This is a genomic window from Vibrio sp. DW001, assembly GCF_029016285.1.
Lineage (GTDB): Bacteria > Pseudomonadota > Gammaproteobacteria > Enterobacterales > Vibrionaceae > Vibrio.
The window spans coordinates 570,691-593,659 of record NZ_CP091976.1; the positions used below are offsets into that span (position 1 = coordinate 570,691).

Annotated in this window: 23 protein-coding genes; 12 read left to right on the forward strand and 11 right to left on the reverse strand. The window is 41.0% G+C overall.

What is annotated here, in order from left to right; translation table 11 throughout:
* Window position 1: 1 nt before the first annotated feature.
* The 8 genes from dgoD to L3V77_RS19955 form a co-directional block, all read right to left on the reverse strand.
* On the reverse strand, window positions 2-1,159 hold the full coding sequence (gene dgoD, locus L3V77_RS19920; RefSeq protein WP_275137985.1) for a galactonate dehydratase: 1,158 nt from the start codon (window positions 1,157-1,159) through the stop codon (window positions 2-4).
* A gap of 8 nt (window positions 1,160-1,167) precedes the next feature.
* Window positions 1,168-2,448, reverse strand: coding sequence for a TRAP transporter large permease (locus tag L3V77_RS19925; RefSeq protein ID WP_275137986.1), 1,281 nt, complete (start codon window positions 2,446-2,448; stop codon window positions 1,168-1,170).
* Window positions 2,448-2,993, reverse strand: a complete 546-nt coding sequence (locus tag L3V77_RS19930; RefSeq protein ID WP_275137987.1) for a TRAP transporter small permease — start codon at window positions 2,991-2,993, stop codon at window positions 2,448-2,450. Before L3V77_RS19930 ends, L3V77_RS19925 begins: the two co-directional genes overlap by 1 nt.
* Before the next feature lie 53 nt (window positions 2,994-3,046).
* On the reverse strand, window positions 3,047-4,030 hold the full coding sequence (locus tag L3V77_RS19935; protein ID WP_275137988.1) for a TRAP transporter substrate-binding protein: 984 nt from the start codon (window positions 4,028-4,030) through the stop codon (window positions 3,047-3,049).
* A gap of 18 nt (window positions 4,031-4,048) precedes the next feature.
* The gene (locus L3V77_RS19940; protein WP_275137989.1) at window positions 4,049-4,711 is read right to left on the reverse strand and encodes a 2-dehydro-3-deoxy-6-phosphogalactonate aldolase; all 663 of its coding nucleotides are present in this window, start codon (window positions 4,709-4,711) and stop codon (window positions 4,049-4,051) included.
* Complete coding sequence (locus L3V77_RS19945) at window positions 4,704-5,600, reverse strand: 2-dehydro-3-deoxygalactonokinase (protein ID WP_275137990.1); 897 nt, start codon at window positions 5,598-5,600, stop codon at window positions 4,704-4,706. The genes L3V77_RS19940 and L3V77_RS19945 overlap by 8 nt, the downstream gene beginning before the upstream one ends.
* Before the next feature lie 103 nt (window positions 5,601-5,703).
* Window positions 5,704-6,420 (reverse strand): FCD domain-containing protein, encoded by a 717-nt coding sequence (locus tag L3V77_RS19950; protein WP_275137991.1) that lies wholly within the window; start codon window positions 6,418-6,420, stop codon window positions 5,704-5,706.
* Between the two features lie 403 nt (window positions 6,421-6,823).
* Entirely contained in the window at window positions 6,824-8,335 is a 1,512-nt protein-coding gene (locus L3V77_RS19955; protein ID WP_275137992.1) for a fructose-specific PTS transporter subunit EIIC, read from the reverse strand.
* Window positions 8,336-9,066: 731 nt separating this feature from the next.
* On the opposite strand from L3V77_RS19955, the gene coxB reads away from it, so the two are divergent.
* The 4 genes from coxB to L3V77_RS19975 are packed head-to-tail and all read left to right on the forward strand — an operon-like array spanning window position 9,067 to window position 13,296.
* Window positions 9,067-10,149: a cytochrome c oxidase subunit II gene (gene coxB / locus L3V77_RS19960; protein ID WP_275138265.1), complete on the forward strand. Its 1,083-nt coding sequence runs from the start codon at window positions 9,067-9,069 to the stop codon at window positions 10,147-10,149.
* Window positions 10,146-11,777 (forward strand): cytochrome c oxidase subunit I, encoded by a 1,632-nt coding sequence (gene ctaD, locus L3V77_RS19965; protein ID WP_275137993.1) that lies wholly within the window; start codon window positions 10,146-10,148, stop codon window positions 11,775-11,777. Before coxB ends, ctaD begins: the two co-directional genes overlap by 4 nt.
* A gap of 8 nt (window positions 11,778-11,785) precedes the next feature.
* Window positions 11,786-12,400: a cytochrome c oxidase assembly protein gene (locus L3V77_RS19970; RefSeq protein WP_275137994.1), complete on the forward strand. Its 615-nt coding sequence runs from the start codon at window positions 11,786-11,788 to the stop codon at window positions 12,398-12,400.
* On the forward strand, window positions 12,397-13,296 hold the full coding sequence (locus L3V77_RS19975) for a cytochrome c oxidase subunit 3 (RefSeq protein WP_275137995.1): 900 nt from the start codon (window positions 12,397-12,399) through the stop codon (window positions 13,294-13,296). Before L3V77_RS19970 ends, L3V77_RS19975 begins: the two co-directional genes overlap by 4 nt.
* Window positions 13,297-13,333: 37 nt before the next feature.
* Here L3V77_RS19975 and L3V77_RS19980 read toward each other — a convergent pair whose 3' ends face one another.
* Entirely contained in the window at window positions 13,334-13,561 is a 228-nt protein-coding gene (locus L3V77_RS19980; protein WP_275137996.1) for a DUF2909 domain-containing protein, read from the reverse strand.
* Here L3V77_RS19980 and L3V77_RS19985 point away from each other — a divergent pair.
* The 7 genes from L3V77_RS19985 to L3V77_RS20015 all read left to right on the forward strand — a co-directional run bounded on the left by L3V77_RS19985 (window position 13,527) and on the right by L3V77_RS20015 (window position 19,079).
* Window positions 13,527-14,306, forward strand: coding sequence for an SURF1 family protein (locus L3V77_RS19985; protein WP_275137997.1), 780 nt, complete (start codon window positions 13,527-13,529; stop codon window positions 14,304-14,306). The two genes, L3V77_RS19980 and L3V77_RS19985, sit on opposite strands and share 35 nt — an antisense overlap.
* Window positions 14,303-14,878 carry a hypothetical protein gene (locus L3V77_RS19990; protein WP_275137998.1) on the forward strand — a complete coding sequence of 192 codons (576 nt, stop codon included), beginning with the start codon at window positions 14,303-14,305 and terminating at the stop codon, window positions 14,876-14,878. Before L3V77_RS19985 ends, L3V77_RS19990 begins: the two co-directional genes overlap by 4 nt.
* A 10-nt stretch (window positions 14,879-14,888) precedes the next feature.
* Entirely contained in the window at window positions 14,889-15,953 is a 1,065-nt protein-coding gene (locus L3V77_RS19995) for a COX15/CtaA family protein (RefSeq protein ID WP_275137999.1), read from the forward strand.
* Complete coding sequence (cyoE, locus tag L3V77_RS20000; RefSeq protein WP_275138000.1) at window positions 15,946-16,851, forward strand: heme o synthase; 906 nt, start codon at window positions 15,946-15,948, stop codon at window positions 16,849-16,851. The genes L3V77_RS19995 and cyoE overlap by 8 nt, the downstream gene beginning before the upstream one ends.
* Window positions 16,852-17,048: 197 nt before the next feature.
* Window positions 17,049-17,321, forward strand: a complete 273-nt coding sequence (locus L3V77_RS20005) for an Lpp/OprI family alanine-zipper lipoprotein (protein ID WP_195705942.1) — start codon at window positions 17,049-17,051, stop codon at window positions 17,319-17,321.
* Between the two features lie 297 nt (window positions 17,322-17,618).
* On the forward strand, window positions 17,619-18,407 hold the full coding sequence (locus tag L3V77_RS20010; protein ID WP_275138001.1) for a ribonuclease H family protein: 789 nt from the start codon (window positions 17,619-17,621) through the stop codon (window positions 18,405-18,407).
* Window positions 18,408-18,488: 81 nt separating this feature from the next.
* Window positions 18,489-19,079: a hypothetical protein gene (locus L3V77_RS20015; RefSeq protein WP_275138002.1), complete on the forward strand. Its 591-nt coding sequence runs from the start codon at window positions 18,489-18,491 to the stop codon at window positions 19,077-19,079.
* A 23-nt stretch (window positions 19,080-19,102) separates the two neighbouring features.
* On the opposite strand, the gene L3V77_RS20020 is transcribed toward L3V77_RS20015, so the two are convergent.
* Window positions 19,103-19,339: a DUF1059 domain-containing protein gene (locus L3V77_RS20020; RefSeq protein WP_275138003.1), complete on the reverse strand. Its 237-nt coding sequence runs from the start codon at window positions 19,337-19,339 to the stop codon at window positions 19,103-19,105.
* Window positions 19,340-19,568: 229 nt separating this feature from the next.
* Here L3V77_RS20020 and L3V77_RS20025 point away from each other — a divergent pair, with 229 nt between their 5' ends.
* Window positions 19,569-22,010 carry an EAL domain-containing protein gene (locus L3V77_RS20025; protein ID WP_275138004.1) on the forward strand — a complete coding sequence of 814 codons (2,442 nt, stop codon included), beginning with the start codon at window positions 19,569-19,571 and terminating at the stop codon, window positions 22,008-22,010.
* Window positions 22,011-22,036: 26 nt separating this feature from the next.
* Here L3V77_RS20025 and L3V77_RS20030 read toward each other — a convergent pair whose 3' ends face one another.
* Window positions 22,037-22,933, reverse strand: a complete 897-nt coding sequence (locus tag L3V77_RS20030; RefSeq protein WP_275138005.1) for a L,D-transpeptidase family protein — start codon at window positions 22,931-22,933, stop codon at window positions 22,037-22,039.
* Window positions 22,934-22,969: the final 36 nt, after the last annotated feature.

Sequence of the window (22,969 nt, forward strand, 5' to 3'; positions counted from 1 at the left end):
CTTACCACTCCGCAAAAGAACCGTCTTTGTTTGACCAATGAGGATTTCTCCATTTCGGCTCAGTTAACGCTTTTTCATGTTGTTCTCTCATGAATTCTTCCTTGATTTCAATACCAAGGCCCGGTCCATTAATATTCAAGCAATAACCGTTATCAAACTCAAATACGTCTTTATTCTCAACATAATCAAGAACGTCACAACCTTTGTTGTAGTGCATTCCAATACTTTGTTCTTGAATAATTGCATTTTGACAAGTAGTGTCAATATGAACAGAAGAAGCTAAAGCGATCGGCCCAAGTGGGCAATGCGGTGCTAACGCCACGTCATAAGCTTCCGCCATTGAGGCGATTTTTTTAAGCTCAGTTAAACCACCACAATGACAAATATCCGGTTGAATAATGTCAACCCCTCCATGCTCCAATAGCTTTTTAAACTCCCAGCGTGAGTGCAATCTTTCACCCGTAGCTATTGGAATTGCGCCATACTGAGCAATTTCATGGATACAATCAAAATGCTCAGCAAGTACAGGTTCTTCAACAAACATAGGCCGCATAGGTGCTAACTCTTTCATCATAATTTTCGCCATCGCTTTATGAACGCGTCCATGAAAATCAATGCCAATCCCAAAATCTTTGCCCATTGCATCTCGTAAACCTTGAACTCGGTCCAGCAACGCATCAATTTTACTAAAGTCATCAATAAAATTGAGTTCTGCCGTCCCGTTCATCTTTATTGCATTAAATCCAAGCGCTTTACGTTCTTTAGCCATACGCACTACATCATCAGGTCTATCACCACCTATCCATGAATATGTCTGTATTTTGTCTCGGCACTTACCACCCATTAATTGATATACAGGGGTATCTAACGCCTTTCCTTTAATGTCCCATAACGCTTGGTCAATACCTGATAGCGCGCTCATCATCACGGCGCCACCGCGATAGAACGTCGAACGGTGTAGGTAGTTCCAATGAAGTTCAATATCCCTTGGGTCTTTGCCTATAAGGTATTCCATTAACTCATCAACACAGGTGTGGACAGTATGTGTCCGTCCTTCTAGGCTTGGCTCACCCCAACCAACTATACCTTCATCGGTAATTATCTTTAGGAATCCCCAACGAGGAGCAACAATAAATTTTTCATAACCTACAATTTTCATGACGTAACCTATTTAAATAAATCTGGTAAAAAAGTAATAACGCCGGGCATAAATACCAATGCGATTTGTACAAGTAACATACTGATTAAAAATGGAATTACAGCGCGAGTTAGTTGGACCATAGATGATCCAGTAATGCCTTTTGCGACAAATAAATTGACACCAACAGGTGGCGTGATTAGAGCAAGTTCAGTCCCCACGATAAGAATGATGCCGAAATGGTATGGGCTAATACCGAGTTGAACTAAAATAGGTAAGAACAACGGTGTATAAATTAAAATCTGTGCAGCCGTTTCAATAAATAAGCCAGTAAACATAATCAAGGCGACAAAAATTAATAAAATTATTGTGGGGTTGTCCGTTAGTTCTAAAATTGCTTCCCCAATCTGTTGCGGAATCATGCTAATGGTCAAATACCGGGCAAATGCGGTGGCAAAACCTAAAATAATGATGACACAACCGGTGGTTAGCGCGGCTCTTGATACCGTAGGAATCAGATCCTTAAAACTCATTTCTTTGTGGATAAAGAAACTTACAATCAACGTATAAATAACCGTAATACAAGCCGCTTCAGTTGCAGTAAAAATACCTGAATAAATACCACCCAAAATAATAATTGGTGTTAACAACGCCCATTTTGCATCAAGGAAAGTTTCTTTTATTTTTGATAGTGAAAAGTCTTCGTCTTGCCCTTTATAACCACGCTTTTTAGAAATTACATAAACCGCAAAAATGAGACCAAAACCAATCATCCCTCCAGGTATAAAGCCAGCTAAGAACATATCGCCAATAGATATTTCTGCAGTAACGGCATAAATAATCATTGGTATAGATGGAGGAATAAGAATTCCCAGAGATCCTGCCGATGCCGTTAACGCTCCAGCAAAATGACGGTTGTAACCTTTCTCTATCATCGAAGGCACCATCATTGAGCCAATTGCAGCGACTGTAGCTGGTGACGAACCTGAAATGGCTGCAAAAAACATACAAGCCACAACAGTAACGATCCCTAATCCACCAGCCGTACGCCCAACTAAACTGGAGGCAAAGTTAACTATCCGCTTAGAAAGCCCACCTTTTTCCATCACAAAACCCGCCATGATGAACATAGGGATTGCTAAGTAGGTAAAAGAATCCAGTGAGGTAAATGCCGTTTGAGCAATGAACGAAATAGGAATATCTGCGAGTATCAACGCGAAAGCAGTACACATACCGATGCTAATCGCAATTGGCATTCCTATTGCGAGTAAAGCGATAAAAACGAACATAGTAATCAGAAATGCTTCCATTATTTTATTCCTCGTTCATCTTCTATTTTTCTCAATGCTTCTTGTGCTTCACTGAGCGCATATTCATGTTCAAGGTTGCCGTTTATTCGACGGTATACTCGTTGAATTAATCTCAGTGCGATTAAATAAAAAGTAAATGGAATAATCGCGTATACCCAACCTGCTTGCCATTCAAGAGCAGGTGTTGTTTGTTCAATACTTATGGCATCCATTGAAATATGTAAGCCGAAATATCCTAGCCAAATCATAAAGGCAGCGAACGACAAATCAATTATAGAATCTAATATTTTTTTACTACTTCCTTTTATAATCCCATCTATAACTTCTACACGAACGTGAGCACCACGGACGACAGCAAGACTTGCGGAGAAATAAACTAATGCTATAAAAACATATCTAGATAATTCTTCAGTCCAAGAAAGTGAGAAATTAAAAACAAATCTAAATAATATTTGTAAAAAACATAAGATTATTAGAGAAATAAAAAGAAATGTACTTATATATTCCTCAATATTGTCTGAAAATGAAGTTTTTTTATTAATCATAACGAAACCATATGTTAAATTAGGGCTGCATTGCACAGCCCTTGAATGAAAAATTACTGTAGCTTAGCCACTTCTTTTGTTAGTTTCTTATATAATTCTGGATTAATTTTGGCTGCATATTTCTCTACAATTGGAGCTACTTTTTCATGCATTTCCAACTTCACTTCCACAGATAACGGTGTATAGATTAGACCTGCGTCAATCATATTCTGTAACGATTTTTCATCTTGAGATTTCACTGAAACACGCATGTGCTCAATAGCTATGCGAGCGGCTTCTTGCATCGTTTTCTGCTCATTCGTCGTTAAACCATCATAAAACTTCTTACCAACGACGAATACTACCCAAGAGTAAACATGACCAGTATTGGACACGTATTTTTGTACTTCATACAACCGCTGAGAATAAATGTTTGTATAAGGATTTTCTTGTCCATCAACAACACCTTGTTGCAACGACGAGAACAACTCAGAGAAAGCCATTGGTGTTGGATTAGCACCTAGTGCACGAAACGCGTCAAGATGAGCCTTGTTTTGCATAGTGCGCAACTTTAGACCTTTCATGTCAGCTACTTTTTCTATAGGACGAACATTATTAGACACATGACGGAAACCAAAATTACCGAAGCCAAGACCAACGTAACCCGCATTATCAAGTTTAGATAAGAGCTCTTTACCCCATTCACCGTCTACTATCTGATTAGCAACATTTTCGTCTGGGAAAATAAATGGGAGAGTTAAAATGTTAAAGTCCTTAACTATATTACCAAGTACAGCAGGTGAAGGTAGGTTCATTTGAGTTGCATTAAACTTAACCTGTTCAAGCGCTTCCAAATCGCTCCCTAATTGATTACTTGGGTAAACTTCCACATCTATTTCGGTGTTATCTTCAATGTGTTTTTCAAATTTCTTCATTGCAATAAATTCAAAGTGAGATTCAGGCACTCCAATTCCGATACGCATATCTTTTGCTTGAACATGTAATGACATAGCCATTAGAGGTATAGTTATTAAGGCAGTAATTTTATTTAGTTTCATAGGGTAACCTTTTAATTTTTATGTGTTATGTGTTATGTGTTGTATGTTGTTCCAACTATCTCTATACGCTTTAGCACGTATATTTAACTCTAAGGGCTTCATGCCCTTTTTATACAAAGCCGACCCTAAACCAAAACCATCTGCACCCACTTCTAAGTAAGATTTCATCTGTTTAGAGTTTGCTTCAATACCTCCAGTGGGACAGCAGATCACTTCAGATGGTAATACCGATTTGATCGCTTTCACCCCTAATGGTTGAATAAGTTCCGCTGGAAAGAATTTTAATGCTGTAACACCACAATCTACTGCTGAAAACGCTTCTGTTGCAGTTTGTACTCCTGAAAAAACCACGCAATCATGTGCTCTTGCCAAACGAATGACATCTGGATTCATGTTGGGTGTCACAATTAATTTAGCACCAGTTTGAAGAACAGATTTTAGTTTCTCGATATCGGTCACTGTCCCTGCTCCAATAAAAGCTTTATCTCTATACTTTTCTATTAATCTCTCAATGCTACATATTGCTTCAGGTGAGTTCAATGGCACTTCAATAAAGCGGAAACCGTTGTCAATTAAAACCTTAGCGATATCCAACACTTCACTTGGCTTGACACCACGTAAAATTGCAATTAATGGCAGTTCTCTAAACCATAGGTTATTTCTTAGTTGTTCACTATTCATTGTCATTCCCATTATTATATATTTTATTCATACCTTTTAGAAAACAGTCGTCACCATCAATAACTTCAAATTTAATATTTAGGTAATTTAATGAAATAGTATAAATGTCTGACAGCTTTTTAGACCCTATTAAATAGAGCTTTTCAGATACATCAATAAATGAAAACTCATGGCCTATAAGCATTCCAGAGATATAACAATGAACGTGACACTCTTCTATTTCTTTAAATAGCCTTAACGTTCTTGCGCTAAATAAAACATGATTTAGAGGATGATTTTTACCTATATCTATACCCCTGATAAAACTCTCTTCATTAAATTTTTGTTCAGGTAGTGATTTACTCAAAATGCTATGGTCGATCAATATTGAATATAGCTCTCCGGTCATTATTGTTGAATAACGATCTAGTTTTCCATTCCGCCAGTATGCGTGCTTACTATGAGTGCCATATAAAATTGCCGTAAAATCTTGTTGGACTATTTCGCTTAGTCCAATCAATTGAACTTCTTCACCTCGCATTACCTCAAAACTACCAAAGCCATTCTCATAACTTACACCCGATACAATCTTACCTTTGTTGCCAGAGAGAAGTTCTACCTCATGAATGTTTTCAAGAAGATCATTTACTGAAGCGGGAGCACAAACGTAAGGGACTTCGAGCCAACCCTGCTGTGAACCAACCATACCAGCCATGATTACTGGTAATGACCCGAAACTTTTGGTCCAGCGCTCTGTTAATGCGTCAAATATCGACGGATATTGGCCTTGCTCAACAGATAGCAACCCCCTTGGTTGTTCGATTGTATCTATGCATTCACCGTTAACGGACATTAAAAAGGCCCTAAAATTTGTCGTTCCCCAATCTACAGCAATCCAATTAGTTTCCATTCCAACCTCTTAATGTATTACCTGAGTGAGCCTCTTGTATTACAAGGGCTGTTAAACTAAACGACCACGATATTAATCATCGCAGCGTTTAATTTATTTCTGTTTATTTTATATAGTCGCTACTACTCAATACTTTTGCTGTCTTAGCGATGGAATCCATAATAATTCCCCTCATCGTGTCTCTGGCTAGTTGCGGTTTACGCATCCGAACTGCGTCCATCACATGAAAGTGATCATTAAGTGCTGGTTTACTCAAAATTACGTTCTGTTCCAATGTTCTAGAAAAAGAAACTTCCATCGTAGTCGTTAACGCGTCACCCAGCGATATCAAAAATGGATTCTTAGTAGCCTGCAAAAGTTGTTTATGAAACTCTATATCACCAATGTTGATTTGCGCTCTATTTTCCTGTTTCAAGCCAGAAGCCATCATATTGTAACTTTTTTCAAGAGCGGCGAGGTTATCTCCAGTCGCGTTCAATGCAGCTAACGCTGCCGCATTTGGTTCAACCATCAAACGCACTTCTAATAAATGAGGGATAAAAGTATCCGACTCTTTATACTGTGTAACCCAACGTAATACGTCATGATCTAGCCAATTCCATACATCGGGTAAATTCGCCACACTACCCACTTTTGGCGTTATAGTAATCAAGCCTTTACTCGCCAGAGTTTGCAATGCACTTCGAATTGAAGTTCTTGAAACACCTAAAGATTGCGCTAATTCATTTTCGCCTTTTAAAAATGACCCTGCTGGAATGTTTTCTTTTAGAATGTCATAAACAATCTGGTTTATAGCTAGTTTTGATTTTGATTCCGTCATTTGTTGTATTCATGTGTTCTCTTCTTGTAATACATGATAAGCATTTGACAGGAGAAATTTGTGATTTAATTAACATTTTGACTATTAAGATCAATTCCCTTAATAATTGATAATTATTTAATGCCTCTTTGTCGCTAACAAAAGGAACAATGTTGCAAGTAAACTATTAGAAATAATATAACGTTATTAACCAATCTTTTTTAGCAGATGTCGCAACTGCTCGTATAAATTTTACCTTTATACTTATAAGAAAAAGCCCATCCGAAAGGATGGGCAGTAGGCACACAATTGAAAGCACAAGGCAATAAAATCAACACCGTGCTTCACATCTTACTTATTGGAATAACGTCCTATCTTTCTTAAAATTCGGCACTCGTTGGGTCAAGAGTGCCAAATGTTTTTATCACGCCTGTGCTTTTACTTTTGCCTTACCTTGTTTGCCCACCATCTTAAGAGCGATAGTGAGGCCCATAGAAACGGCAACACCGATGATAAAGTAGGTCAACCATGCCATAGGCTCACTAATTACTGGTAGCATAAACACCGCACCACCTGCAATCGTGCCGATTTGGATCTTGGATGAGAGAATAAGAGCAGCCGCAACACCACCACCAATCATATGAGCTGGGATGATACGCATTGGATCTTTAACAGCGTAAGGGATTGCACCTTCTGTAATACCGCAGAAACCTAGAATTGCGGTAGATGGACCTGCAAGACGATCTTCTTCGTCGAAGAAACGAGGGAGTGCAATCGCCATGATACCAAGAGACATACCGGGGATACATTTCGCGGCGGTAAACGCGGCGTAGAACTCAGTATTACCATTTGTACCGGCACCAATACAGAATAGGTAGGCGGCTTTGTTAATTGGACCACCCATATCAAGGTTAGACATACAACCAAGGATGAAGCCAAGGATGAGTAGATTAGAACCGCTCATTACGTTTAGCCAATCAGCTAAAGAAGTGTTTAGGAACGCAAAGAACTTACCAGGGCCGACTAGCATGAATAGAATCGTTAATACGCCGGCAACAAGCGGAGTAATAATAAGAATCTTAACTGATTCTAATACTTGAGGGACCTTGATTTGACGGACAAGCATAACAAACAATGCTGCTGCTGCACCTGCGACAAGACCACCAATGAAACCACCACTAACGATCGTTAGTTTACCGAAAGTGCCACCCACGGCAACATAACCACCAACGAAGCCTGGCGCTAGGCCGGGTTTACCTACCATACCGTAGGCAGTAAATGCAGCAAGAACACAAATCAACAGTGGATTAAATGCTTTTAGTGCAATGTAGTATAGATAGTGAACAATGCCTTGGTGTGTGGTGGCAAAGTCACCCATGAATTCTTTGTCAGCAATCTGTTCGCTTGTGAGGTTGTAAAGGTGGGTATAGTCATAACCATAAAAAAGATTGAGTAAACCAACACAAAGGCCGCCAATAATAACAAGAGGGATGATGTGAGATACACCAGATAGTGCGCCCTTGTACCAATTTTTTAAGAACTTAACAACGAAGTTGCTATTGCTATCATCAGGTTCATCAAATGCCACGGTAGAAGCGCTAGTAACTTTAGAGGCTTCACCACCTGCTGCTTCAATCTTTTGTACTAGGGCATCAATCATTGCATCCGCTTTCTTGACACCGTCTTTAACTTTACCTTGAACAGATATTAGCCCTTCAAAACGTTCCATTTCCGCTACACCAACATCTGTGGCGAAAATGATACCTGAAGCTTGAGCGATATCTTGTGCCGTGATGCGGTCATCAATACCGTTAGCACCTTGTTTTTCTACTTTAATATCATAACCGCGCGCTTTCGCTTTTTTTTCTAACGTTTTAGCCGCCATATAAGTATGAGCGACCCCAGCAGTACATGCAGTAATTGCTAAGATTTTCATCTTGTTATCCTTTATCTCGTCTCTCTACCGTCTCGTATTAGTTGCGAACGTTATTGATGGCCCTTTCAATCTCTTTAGAAGAGGTGCACAACTATTTCAGAAATATATGAGTTAGTCACGACTTACTCAGTAGCTATATATTCTTACTATTTGTCCTAACTTTCCGTGACAATTATCACATAAGAGTCATTTTATGTATTATAATTGTATTAATTTTAATGTAACCACATTAATACAACTGAACAATACAAAGAATCTGCAATGTTAATACAAGAAATACAAGTCATATTTGTTTTTAACTATTTGTTTATAAAGATTATTACCATTAAACTTTACTTTCATTCTACTTTTTATTACAGAACAAAATTAACTTACATTCATTTTAGACGATCTATTTTCTAAAACGAATTGAGAATAAAAGTAGTTAATTTTAAATTTTTACTCCAAAAAAAGTACACAAATGTTGCTCTCGATAACACAATAATCGCGGCGGCAATTTACTCTGTCACCTTGAACAATTCCTATTATCAAACTAGCATTCATTAACATAATCATAACAATTACAACCAGTGCAGTATGTTTCCAGCGTTATCATCAAAGATTGACGTGGGATGCACTCGACTAAGATGGGGGGATATCGTTTGCATCAACTAGCTACTGTCCGAAAATTGTTCATTTATTTACTTTTACTCTCACTACCAGTTAAAGCATTAGGTCAGACTTCACTCAACATGACACAAGGTGTGACAGAAATTAGCGGCAAAGTGTATGAATTGCATATGTTGATCTTCTATATATGCTGTGCCATTGCTTTTGTTGTGTTCGGTGCGATGTTCTACGCCATTTTCAATCACCGTCAATCTAAAGGTGCTGTCGCTGCCGACTTTCATGAAAGCACAAAGGTCGAGATTATATGGACAGTAATCCCTGTTATCATTTTGATCGCGATGGCGATTCCTGCAACCAAAACACTGATTGCAATGGAAGATACAAGCAAGTCAGACTTGACTATAAAGATCACTGGTTCGCAGTGGAAATGGCACTATAGCTACTTTGGTGAAGAAATTGAGTTCTTCAGCTTACTCGCCACCTCCTCAGAAGAGATTGACGGTATTAAAGAGAAAGGGGCGAATTATCTACTTGAAGTTAACAATCCACTCGTCTTACCTATCAATAAAAAAATTCGTTTTTTACTCACTTCCGACGACGTTATCCATTCATGGTGGGTGCCAGATTTTGCAGTAAAAAAAGACACCGTACCCGGCTTCATCAATGAGGCGTGGACAAAAATTGACAAACCCGGCATCTATCGCGGCCAATGCGCAGAGCTTTGCGGCCAAGCCCACGGCTTTATGCCTATCGTCGTTCACGCGATGGAGGAAGTTGACTACGAACAATGGTTATTAGGTAAACGTCAGGACGTCGAACGTCAGAAAACCGAGGCTGCCAAAGCATTGGCAAACAATATGCCATTAGATCAACTCATGACCATAGGTGAAAAAGTATACCTGGAACGCTGCTCAGTATGCCACCAACCAAATGGAATGGGTCTGCCCGCCGTATTTCCTGCTATCAATGGAAGTCCTATCGCTACAGGTGATATCTCTCTCCACATTGACACCATCGTTAATGGCCGCTCCGGCACCGCTATGCAAGCATTTGCTCTTCAACTCACCGATCAAGAAATCGCTGCCGTTATCACTTACCAACGTAATGCTTGGGACAACAAAACAGGTGACGTGATTCAGGCTTCCGATATCAATGCATTTAAGAATCCAGCTGAAGCAGATAAAAATTCGGAGGAAGAGCAATGAAAACTTCTATAGAAAGCAACAACATCGGCTCGACAATCGAATCAGAATTGGTAGCGTCAGATACCGCTTCCTCCCATGATGTTCATCATGCGCCTAGCGGTTGGACCAGGTGGGTGTTTTCAACCAACCACAAAGATATAGGTACGCTCTATCTTATTTTTAGCCTAACCATGTTCTTCATTGGTGGTGCGATGGCAATGGTGATCCGTGCAGAACTTTTTCAGCCGGGGTTACAACTTGTCGAACCAAACTTTTTCAATCAGATGACAACGGTGCATGGACTGATCATGGTATTTGGTGCCGTCATGCCGGCATTTACTGGCTTAGCCAATTGGATGATCCCAATGATGATCGGTGCGCCAGATATGGCGCTACCTCGCATGAATAATCTCAGTTTTTGGATATTACCTTTCGCATTCTTAATCTTGCTGGCATCGCTTTTTACTGAAGGGGGCGGTCCGAATTTTGGTTGGACATTTTACGCACCACTTTCTACCACTTATAGCCCCGATAGCACTGCATTATTTGTTTTCTCGGTTCATATTATGGGTATTAGTTCTATCATGGGCGCGATCAACGTTATCGTCACCATTTTCAATATGCGCGCGCCGGGCATGACACTAATGAAGATGCCGATGTTTGTGTGGACATGGTTGATAACGGCCTTCCTACTCATTGCCGTTATGCCCGTGCTAGCGGGTGCGGTAACCATGGTATTGACCGATAAGTACTTTGGCACTAGCTTCTTTGATGCTGCTGGGGGGGGTGACCCTGTCATGTTCCAACATATTTTCTGGTTCTTTGGTCATCCAGAAGTGTACATAATGATCCTACCTTCTTTTGGCATTGTTTCCGCCATTGTTCCAGCTTTCTCTGGTAAGAAATTGTTTGGCTATAACTCCATGGTCTACGCGACCGTTAGCATCGCATTGATGTCATTTTTAGTGTGGGCGCACCATATGTTCACAACGGGTATGCCCGTGTTTGCTGAACTGTTTTTTATGTATTGCACCATGTTGATTTCGGTACCCACGGGTGTGAAAGTGTTCAACTGGGTAGCCACCATGTGGCGTGGCTCGCTTACCTTTGAAACCCCTATGTTGTTTGCTATCGCTTTCATTGTTCTGTTCACCATCGGCGGATTTTCTGGGTTGATGTTGGCCATTGTTCCGGCAGATTTCCAGTATCACGACACCTATTTTGTAGTCGCCCACTTTCACTATGTTCTGGTTTCTGGTGCCGTATTCTCCATCATGGCAGCGGCCTATTATTGGTTACCAAAATGGACCGGAAATATGTACAACCAACGCCTTAGTCTATGGCATTTTTGGACATCGCTTATCTCGGTAAACATTCTGTTCTTCCCAATGCATTTCCTTGGTCTTGCCGGTATGCCACGCCGAATACCCGACTACGCTATCCAATTTGCCGACGTGAATCAGATTGTTTCCATCGGAGGATTCGCATTTGGTATATCACAGCTGCTATTCCTTTGGGTCGTCATTAAATGCATTAAAGGCGGAGAGAAAGCACCAGCAAAACCGTGGGAAAGAGCCGAAGGACTAGAATGGACGGTCCCTAGCCCTGCCCCTCATCATACGTTTGATCAACCACCAAAAATCGATTAGGTGTCGTCATGGGAATAGGTGAAAAAAAAGACAAGCAAAAAGCAAACAAAGCGCTGACGACCAAACTACTGTTTGCCGTCATGGCGATGTTCGGTTTTGGGTACGCGCTTGTGCCTCTGTATGACGTCATGTGTGATGCTTTAGGCATCAATGGAAAGACGAATAAAGTCGCGATAGATCAGCCCCATGGAATGGTTATTGATCTATCTCGAACTATTGACGTAGAGCTTATGGCTCACATTCCGTCTGGTATGCTTTGGCAAATGAAACCAAAAGTTCGGACGCTCCAAGTTCACCCAGGACAGGTGATACAAACGGCGTATCTCGCCAAGAATTTGTCGCAACAAGATACGATTGTACAAGCAGTACCTTCGATCTCTCCGGGCATAGCAGCTACACATTTTAACAAAATGGAGTGTTTCTGTTTTACTCGTCAACCACTTAAAGCCGGGGAAAGTACCGAGCTTGGGCTGGTATTCTATATCGAACCAGATATTCCCGATTCCATTCATACTCTTACACTCTCTTACACCGTATTCGACATAACCGACTCAGTAGAACAAGAGCCAAAAAGTGTCGCCATGCTCACTAACTCAACCGCGACACCAAGGAGATCAGAATGAGCGTAGAAGCCCCCCATTCACAACATCCTACTTACTATGTCCCAGCGCAGAGTCACTGGCCGATCATTGGTGCTATTGCTCTATTTCTGATCGCGGTAGGCGCAGGGGTAACCGTCCAGTATAAAGGGACCGAGAGCCTTGGTTCTGTCATCGGTAAAGGCGTATTAACCATCGGTTTTTTGGTTCTATTGTATATGTTTGCAGGATGGTTTAAGAGCGTGATCACCGAATCTCTCTCTGGCTTGTATTCAGATCAGATCGATCGTTCATTCAAACAAGGCATGAGTTGGTTTATTTTCTCAGAAATTATGTTTTTTGGTGCTTTTTTTGGTGCCCTATTTTACGCGAGGATGGTTGCCGTGCCTTGGTTAGCAGGTGCAGATAACAATGCGATGACTCACGAAATTTTGTGGCCCGCATTTGAAGCCCTTTGGCCCTTAACCAGTACACCTGCGGGCCAGTCAGTCGAAGCCATGCCGTGGCAAGGAATTCCACTTAAAAATACGATAATCTTGTTGCTCTCTTCAATCACACTGCACTTCGCTCATGTCAGTTTGGAAAAAGGCCGCCGCACAGCATTGGTTTTCTGGTTAGAGATAACCATCGTGTTAGCGGGGCTGTTTCTGTTCTTCCAAATCGAAGAATACATCCATGCCTACCAAGAACTCGGACTCACATTGCAATCTGGTATTTATGGCAACACCTTCTTTATGCTGACCGGATTTCACGGCCTGCACGTCTTATTGGGGTCCATCTTTCTGATAATTCTGCTTTGTAGAATTGCATATGACCATTTTACACCTCGAAACCATTTTGCGTTTCAAGCCGGAAGTTGGTATTGGCATTTTGTTGACGTGATCTGGCTCTGCCTGTTTGTATTCGTTTATGTGCTATAGAGACGGTTTGACTCACGAATAGAACGCATTCTAATGATCAATAAGGACGAACATTGGGCTCTATTAAGCCTGAGCTCAAAGCAATAATAAGTAATATAACGACACCTACTGATACCATAAGTCGGCGGCCTAAAAATTGACTCATGGAAGGGGTTTTTTCACCATCAGAAGGTGATGATTTCACCATATAATAAAGGGCTATCGCCAAGTTGCCGATGATGAAAAGTAACATGAATATCAGTGCTGTTTTGAAAGCAAAAACCATAGCATCTCCTATTGCTGTGTTATCCCACTCCGTCTCGTATTGGGTTGCAGCACTATTAACTGTGGTTGTATTTTTTCTATTGGTCAACTTAGGATTATGGCAATTAAGTCGAAGCGAGGCGAAACAACTGCTTGAACAACAGTTAGAAACGAGAGCAGTACAAACTCATATCCCCCTTAGTGAATTGACCGATTATTCGGTTCCTGTCACTGGACTAAAAGTATCCGCAGCCTTCAATACCAGCGATAACCCTTTAATCTATCTTGATAATCAAACCCATAACGGCCAAGCCGGTTATTTGGTGTATCAAATTGTTAAGCCTCATAACCATAACGATCACCTGTTGATCGAGCTCGGATTCATACCAACGGGGTATGATCGTTCAATACTCCCTGTTACCCCACAAACTTTACAACAAGAACGTTTAACAGGTCGACTGTATGCTCGAAGCTTGAATAAGCTTAGCTTAGACCTGATGCCCGAAACTATCAAACATCTTAGAATTCAAAATTTAAACTTCAAACAACTTGAAACCAAACTTATGGTTTCCTTATTACCTTTCGCTCTACAACCCGATCAAGTAGAAGACTGGCCTCTCCCTCAACCATGGAAACCGATACCCATGGCTTCATCTAAACACTTCGCTTATTCAGTACAGTGGTTTGCGATGGCAACCGTTTGGTTACTGCTCATGTTAACCATTTTCTATAAAAAATTACGAGCCATTAACAGGGATATATCATGACCATCTCACTAGAAGAAAACCCCACCAATAGCCGAACCAAAGGCCGAATCGTTTTGGTTTCTCTTATTCTCATGTTCATGATTCCAGCCATCGCGGCTAAATTAATATTGACTCAACATTGGTACCAGTCAGGTGTAACAAACAAAGGCGTCCTGATCGAACCAAGACTCACCTATTCAATGCTTAAGATAGAGATGCCCGTAAGCAAAATTTGGCACATGGGAATCGTCATCCCTGCTGAGTGTGGTGAACTATGTAAACAACAGGTTTATTTACTCAACCAAAGCTATATCGCACTAGGAAAATACCAACCTAGAGTTGAAGCCGTCCTTTATGTCACCGAAAAAAGTGACCTTAATAGCTTATCCAGTCTAAGTGACTTATTTACAACCATTAAAGTGACAGATAACTTTATGGACTACATCGATTCATCAGAGTATTTGTTAGTCGATCCTCTCGGGCAATTAGTAATGAAATATCCTCGACAGTCATTAGAAAACGAACTTTTTAAGCAGCATAAAGAACTACTTACTGATTTTCGTAAGTTATTAAAGCTTTCCAGAGTCGGATAAGGATACCGAAATGCAGAACGAACCGCGGGTTTTATTATTGGTATTAAAGCTGAGTATTATATTAACTCTGTGTGTCATCGTTTTAGGTGCCTATACTCGTCTCTCCGATGCCGGATTGGGCTGTCCGGACTGGCCGGGGTGTTATGGTCACCTTAGTGTACCCACTTCCACGACTGAGATAGCAAAAGCGAATCAACTTTACCCTCATCTTGACGTCGTCGAGAGTAAAGCATGGCCAGAAATGATTCACCGCTACTTCGCTGGCTCTCTCGGCTTACTTGTTTTTGCTGTCACGTGGATTTCATTGCGACACAACCGTGTCGGCTTCATACTTCCAATCTCGCTATCGATAGTCGTTATAGCACAAGCATTACTCGGCATGTGGACCGTCACCCTTAAACTCATGCCTATCGTGGTGTTAGCCCATCTATTTGGTGGTTTTACATTACTCAGTTTGCTGGTGCTTCTGTACACCAAAATACATCTACGTACCGTTGCGCCTGCACAAATTAACGAACCGTTACAAGGCGCTATAAAACCACTCGCACTGATCATCTTGGTTTCAGTCATCGGTCAGATATTTTTGGGTGGCTGGACATCAGCCAATTATGCCGCGCTAATGTGCACAAGTCTGCCGATTTGCCAAGGTGAATGGACGCAATATCTTAATTTTAAAACGGCGTTTACACTCATCCAATCTGGCCATGATAATTATGAATTTGGCGTATTGGATTACGCGAGCCGAATGACCATACATATCAGCCACCGCATTGGCGCGATTGTCGTCGTCATCGTTGTATTGCTATTTCATTGGCAGGCAAAGCGGAGCACTGATCCATTTCTTCGCCATCAATCACATTGGCTCCTCTTTTTGTTACTGATTCAAATAAGTTTAGGGATCAGTAACGTTTTACTTCAATTACCATTGCCTATCGCTGTTCTGCATAATCTTTGCGGTGCACTGATTCTCATTACCACAGTCAGAATCAACTACGTTATTTACGTACACAGTAAGAACCACAACATTGCAACTTCTCACTCTATCGAATCACACATTAGGGGGACTCATGAATAAAACACTTGTCGCAAGCAGTACGGCTGAATTTGAACAGTCAAAATGGCGTCTTTACCTCTCGCTCACCAAACCAAAAGTAGTCGCACTTATGTTGCTTACTGCGGTTGTAGGTATGTGTTTAGCCGTGCCCACTTCGTTACCCGTACAGCAAAGCCTACTGGGTCTATTGGGTATTGGCGCGATGGCAGGTTCTGCTGCCGCATTTAACCACCTAATCGATAGAAGAATCGATGCTTTGATGATGAGGACTCAAAAAAGGCCGCTCCCGTCGGGAAATATCAACGCTTATGAGGTTTCGTTTTTTGCTTTCGCATTAGGGGTCATTGGATTTGCCGTGCTCTATATAGGTGTTAACGCATTAACTGCATTTCTCACCCTGGTGAGTCTGCTCGGTTACGCCGTGGTCTACACCATGTACCTAAAAAGAGCCACGCCGCAAAATATTGTCATAGCAGGTATTGCAGGCGCGATGCCTCCTCTATTAGGTTGGACCTCTGTTACAGGAGAACTCCATGCTAACGCGTGGTTATTGGTGATGATTATTTTTGTTTGGACCCCGCCTCATTTCTGGGCACTCGCGATCCACCGAAAAGATGAGTATGCCAAAGCTGATATCCCTATGCTCCCCGTTACTCATGGAGTGGAATACACAAAAACAAGTATTTTGCTTTACACCATTTTACTATTTTTGGTTTGCTTATTACCGGTTCTTGTCGGCATGAGTGGAATGCTATATTTGTCGATTGCAACGGTATTAAGCAGTGGGTTTATTTTCCATGCATGGCAGCTTAAATATAACTGTAAAAACAGCACAGCAATGGATACATTTAAGTTTTCTATTTATCACTTAATGCTTCTATTTGTTGCTCTTTTGGTTGATCACTACCTGAATTTGTAAAATAATTCGTTTTTATGAGTATTTTTTGTCGAACAAATCGCATTAAATTGTCTTATTAATGAGACGGATACAATTTTACAGTGTAAATAGTGATGACGATGCAAATCTATTTACTAATAAACCCTATCGGATCAATAAGATCAGAGCTACACTAAATTCGAGTTAAAAAAAGATGACATTACATAACAGGAGTGTGCATGAATAACAAATTACTAATAGCAGTCGGTATGGGTTCTCTTCTTTTACTAGGAGGCTGTGCCTCTGGACCCGATGAAGAAACAACCAGTCAACTTGCCGCGCTATCTTCACAAGTAGATGAGTTAAGCAGTGAAGTTTCTTCGCTTAAATCAAGTCAATCAGCTGCTGAAATGAAAGCAGGTAAAGCGACTGATGCAGCTATGTCAGCTCAAGATGAAGCAGCTAGAGCAAACGAGCGAATCGATAATATCGCTCAGTCTTATACGAAGTAGCTTTCAAATACTAAGTAGTGATAGACAGCTTTACTAAATAGCAACAAAACAACGCTAAGCCCTAACCTTTGTTAGGGCTTTTTTTATCTACGGTTTACAACCAATATCAGTCAAATTGATTATGTGATTAAAATGAATTTGGTTTGTCGAACCGATCGAGACATGTGAGCGTGAACACTTTGCATCTAACCTATCTTTTAGTGGTACTGGTATAAATACCTAGTATCTCAATTGAAATAACGCGAATAGTGTAATACATTCGCTCTGTCTCTAATTCATTAGGTTTAAAAGCATAATTTGGCAAAATTCTATGTCGTTTGGCGAGGCCGTAAAACGGGTATTTTTACTGATTGGGCAACGTGTAAGACTCAAGTTGAAAAATTCGCTGGGGCTCGTTATAAATCATTTACGACTCGCATTGAGGCTGAAGAGGCATTTGGCCAATCAGCGAACACCGAAATAATACCTAAATCGCCCGCCGTTAAGTCCAAACGCGGAAACAAATCTATCGCGGGCTCTAAAAAACCAAAAGTCTCAGCTCTAACCGATGAACATATTAACGCCATGCCTTATGAGGTTAAGATTTTTACCGATGGGGCTTGCGAGCCAAATCCTGGTGAAGCGGGGTCAGGTATTGCTATCTATCATTCCAACAAGCTTACTGAGCTATGGTTTGGAATCTACCAAGCCGAAGGGACCAATAACACGGCAGAACTGAATGCTCTTCATCAGAGCTTATTGATCAGTCAAGCCTATCTGGATAACAACAAAACCGTTGGCATTTATAGCGATTCTAGTTACTCAATCCAGTGTTTAACCACATGGGCGAAAGGATGGGCAAAGAACGGATGGGTTAGGAAAGGGGGCGAGATCAAAAATATCGAGCTTATTAAAAAGATGTTTGCCCTATACCAAACCCTAGAGAGTAAAATAGCGATCCACCACGTCAATGGCCACATTGGTGTAGAAGGCAATGAACTCGCCGACAGAATGTCTATTTTAGCAATCGAAACGAAACAAGATAAGCTGAGCTTATACACTGAAGCGCTAGATATTGACGCTATTCTTAAAAAACGCCGCGGATAATTCAGCGCTAAATAAATCGATATATAATGTTGTTGATATCAACAGTAATTATAAATGCTAAGCAGTAAGGAAAGACCCAGAATGAGTAACCTCACTCAAGAACAAGAACACGCCATTACTCTTTTTAAAGGTAACCTTCATCTTCCTGATGGCGGCTTCCATCGTCTTATCCTTGCACTTTGCATAGAATTTCAATTGCCGTTTCAAAAGGTAAGAGCGGTATTGAAAGAATCACAGGTCTTTGTAGAACACAAAATCGTTAATGAGTTTGAAAGTGTGGATGAACACACATTAACCAAAGCAAACTGGCTAAGCATTATCAGACAAACGTTGTCATCTTTGTCAAAGGATAATAAGCCGATTATGGAAAGCCTCATTAATAACCTGCACTACATAAAGGCTGTAGACAATGCCAATAAGCCAATAGAGAGTGAACACGATCGTGAGATGATTATCGCGGATCTCTCTCAAGCGTATGAAACGGAAGTATACAAGCCGCTATCCGCTATGCTTTACACCTCAGATTTATATTGGTTATTATCCAACGAGTTAGTCGAAATGGATAACGTTCGCTGCCAACCATTTCAAGACTACCCTCAACATATCGAGGCAATAATGCACCTGACTACGTTTCTTCAACGCGTCGCTTCACTTTCCTTAACGATCAAATAGATTGCAGCATACCCAACTCGAACCTAATCAGATTCGAGTTGGTCAAATTCACTTTTCTTGCTATCGAACCAAACCTTCATCGCTTCAGGGTCTGACATCAATTGTTGAATTCGAGCCATCGCTTCCAAATGCTGAGCATCTTGTTGTTGAAACATCGCCATTCCATGCTGTTTGCTTAGCTCGACCAACTCTTCAAAAGTATTGGCACTAAATACTTCATCACAAGCACCACCTAGTTGCTTACACGTCATCGTTTTCATTACCTCATCCTCTTCAGGGTTAAGTTTGTCTCTCGCATGTCGGTTAATTGTAGTTCAAATACCACTGGCATTGTTGGTATGCACACTTCTCTACATTCATTTTAAACCGCAAAAAATGACGGCATTGTCAAAAACAAGATCTACGCACCCAATCACTCAACCCAAAGTAATATTTGTCGTTATACTCATAGAATAATAATATGTAATTGGCTAGAAAAGAGACATTCATTTGGGCTTTATTAAAAAACACAAAACCACCATCAGTATGTTGCTTGTGTGGTCGATTTTGATTGCTGGCTCACTTAGCTGGAATATTATCGCTGCGAGAGAAAGCATCATAAGTCGAGCCTATAGCGAGGCTAAAACGTCTATCAATAAAGACATCACATTTCGCCTATGGGGAGCGTCTCATGGTGGCGTCTATGTGCCTGTTTCGGACAAACAACAACCAATTAAATGGTTAAGCCATATCCCAAATAGGGACGTCAAACGCCTAGATGGTACAATGCTCACTCTTGTGAATCCTGCCGCGATGCTTCGTCAGTCATCTGAGAAGTATGCCACATTATTTGGTATACAGAGTCGAATTACATCCTTAAAGCCGATCAACAAGTTCAATGCACCTGACGCTTGGGAGACGCAACAGTTGACCGCATTTGAACAGGGTGTCATAACAGAAAGTTGGGATACAGAGTTAATCGATGGAGTACCTAATCTTCGCTACCTGAGAGCCATGAACGTTGAAGAAGGGTGCCTTAAATGCCACGCTTCACAAGGCTATCGACTTGGTGATATCAGAGGTGGTATCGGAGTAAGTTTACCTCTTACCGAACACTATCAATTAGTTGAGCGATCCATTAACAACCTGTCAGCTAGCCATTCTATTCTTTGGGTTTTAGGTGGACTGGGTATCTTCTTATACTCAAATATATCCTCTTCTCAGGTCAGGGAACGTCAACAAAGAGACATAGAAAGAGAAGAGTCAGCCGAGGTTCTAGGTCTCTATGCTAACGCCTTTTCCAGCAGCGGTGAAGCTATGTTGATCATTGACCAAAACCAAAAAATCATCAATGCAAATCGTGCGTTTTTAAAACACAGTGGTTATTCAATTGAGGACGTTATTTCCAAAAACTGGGCAATGATGCACGCGAATAATACGCCAATTTCTACCTACCTTGAGATGACGAGTACATTAGAAGACAAAGGATTTTGGCAAGGAGAAGCCTACGGCCGGAAAAAAGATGGCAACGTATTCCCCAAATGGCTTTCAATTTCCAAAATACAAAAGGAAAGCAATGATTCATCCTTTTATATCAGTACTTACAGTGATATTAGCGAGCGAAAAGAAGCAGAAAAGAAAATTGCCCATCTTGCTCACTTCGACATTTTAACCGATCTGCATAACCGCTACAGCTTAGAAGAGAGGCTAGAGCGAGTATTGGAACAAGCCCAAAAATATCACTACAAAGCGGCGATGTTGTTCATTGACCTCGACCGATTTAAAACGATTAATGACTCACTTGGTCACGCATTTGGCGACAAACTGATCATAGAAGTGGCGCACGAACTTTCAAAAATAAAGCGAGATCAAGATACCCTTGCACGGATCGGTGGTGATGAGTTTGTACTGATTCTTCCTCAAGTAACTGATGCTTCAGATGTTGCTCTTGTTGCTCAACGGATCCAAGAGAAACTAAACAAGCTCTATCACATTAGTAATCGCGATGTGGAGACCTCTGCCAGTATTGGTATTTGTTTATATCCAGATGATGGTACGACGACGGTCGAACTGATGAAAAATGCCGATATAGCCATGTATCAGGCAAAACTAAAGGGGCGAAATAACTACCAATTTTTTACCACCGCTTTGTCCCAAGCCGCAGATGAAAGGTTGAAACTAGAGAACCAAATGAGGGTTGCATTGGAGTTGGGTCAATTCGAAATCTACTTTCAACCTATCGTGAACACAAACTCTCTGGCTATCGTTAGTGCAGAAGCACTTATCCGCTGGAAACATCCAGAGCACGGGTTCTATCCACCCGACAAATTTATACCTATCGCAGAGGACACTGGATTCATTCACACCCTTGGCGATTGGATATTGGATGAGGCTTGCCATTCATTCTCTCAAATAAAACAGCGTGGCTGTGGCTTAACGAAAATATCCATTAACCTTTCAGTCAACCAACTGCAATCCACTAAACTGATCGACAAAGTAAACAAGGCAATGAAAAAATATGGCATTTCAGTCGGTGAACTAGAATTTGAAATCACAGAGACAGCCGCAATGCAAGATCCAGACTTTGCCGTTTCACAACTTACCGCTCTCAGTAATCTAGGTATCTCATTGGCTATCGATGATTTTGGCACAGGTTATTCATCGCTGAGTTATTTGAAAAAATTACCTATCCAAACCCTCAAGGTAGACAGAACATTTGTTAGCGATATAGGAAGGGATATCAATAATGAAGAGATCTGTATTACAACGATTTCCTTAGCTCACAATCTGGGATTGCAGGTCGTTGCGGAAGGGGTTGAAACAGAACAGCAAATCGCCTTTTTAAAACAGCACCACTGTGATCGCTTACAGGGTTACTACTTTAGCCAACCCGTTCCCATAAACGAACTTTGTCTATACATAGAGCAAAATACTGCACCGCCAATAATATGAAGATAGCCTCCGTTCTCGAACGAAAACTATGGCCCAGCTATCTCTATAGGAATACCACTTTGAACTAGAATCGCCGCTTTTGCTTTATTTTTAGACATTCCAAACTCATCCATCCAACCCTCTAAACTTTTGGGGACAGCCAAGGTTTTTTTCTCACCGTTGCTTCTGGTCAAGGGCTCATGCACTTCCATAAATACGCTGCTATCAGGTTCTAACGTCATTTTCACAGGCGTATTCACTACTTTCACTTTATCTTTACGAGAGACTTGATGAAATAACCAATCAATATCTTTTGGTTCCATTCGAATACAACCAGAACTTACACGCAGTCCTATGCCAAAATCTTTATTGGTTCCATGAATGAGGTAATCCCCTACTCCATAACCTAAGCGTAATGCATACAACCCCAGAGGATTATTTGGTCCAGCAGGAACAACCTTGGGTAGTTCAATACCATTGGCCAATGACTCAGCTCGAATTGTCTGCGTTGGTGTCCAAGTTGGGTCCTTAATTTTTTGATTAATATATGAGGTCATTTCTGGAGTATCACGGCCAATACGACCGATACCGACAGGAAAAACATGCACATTTTTTTTGTCTTTATCAAAATAATAGAGCCGTAATTCTGCAAGATTAATCACTATTCCTTCGCGGTCTTTGGAAGGTAGAATAAAGAGTGAAGGTATAGTAAGGACAGTCCCTTCTTCTGGTAAAAAAGGGTCCACGCCTTGGTTTGCCGCCATTAATGATAGAAAACCGACATCATATTGTTTTGCAATACCGGCCATTGATTCGCCCTGTTCCACCAAGTGATTTTGTATTCGACCAACGAGTTGACTACCGTCGGTTGGCAGTCGATAACTTGCAGCTTGCAGTGGTGCAACAAACAGTAGGCTAACCAATAAAAACCATCTAGATATCATCAAAAATCTGTTCCTTTCGATTTAAAAACGCAACGA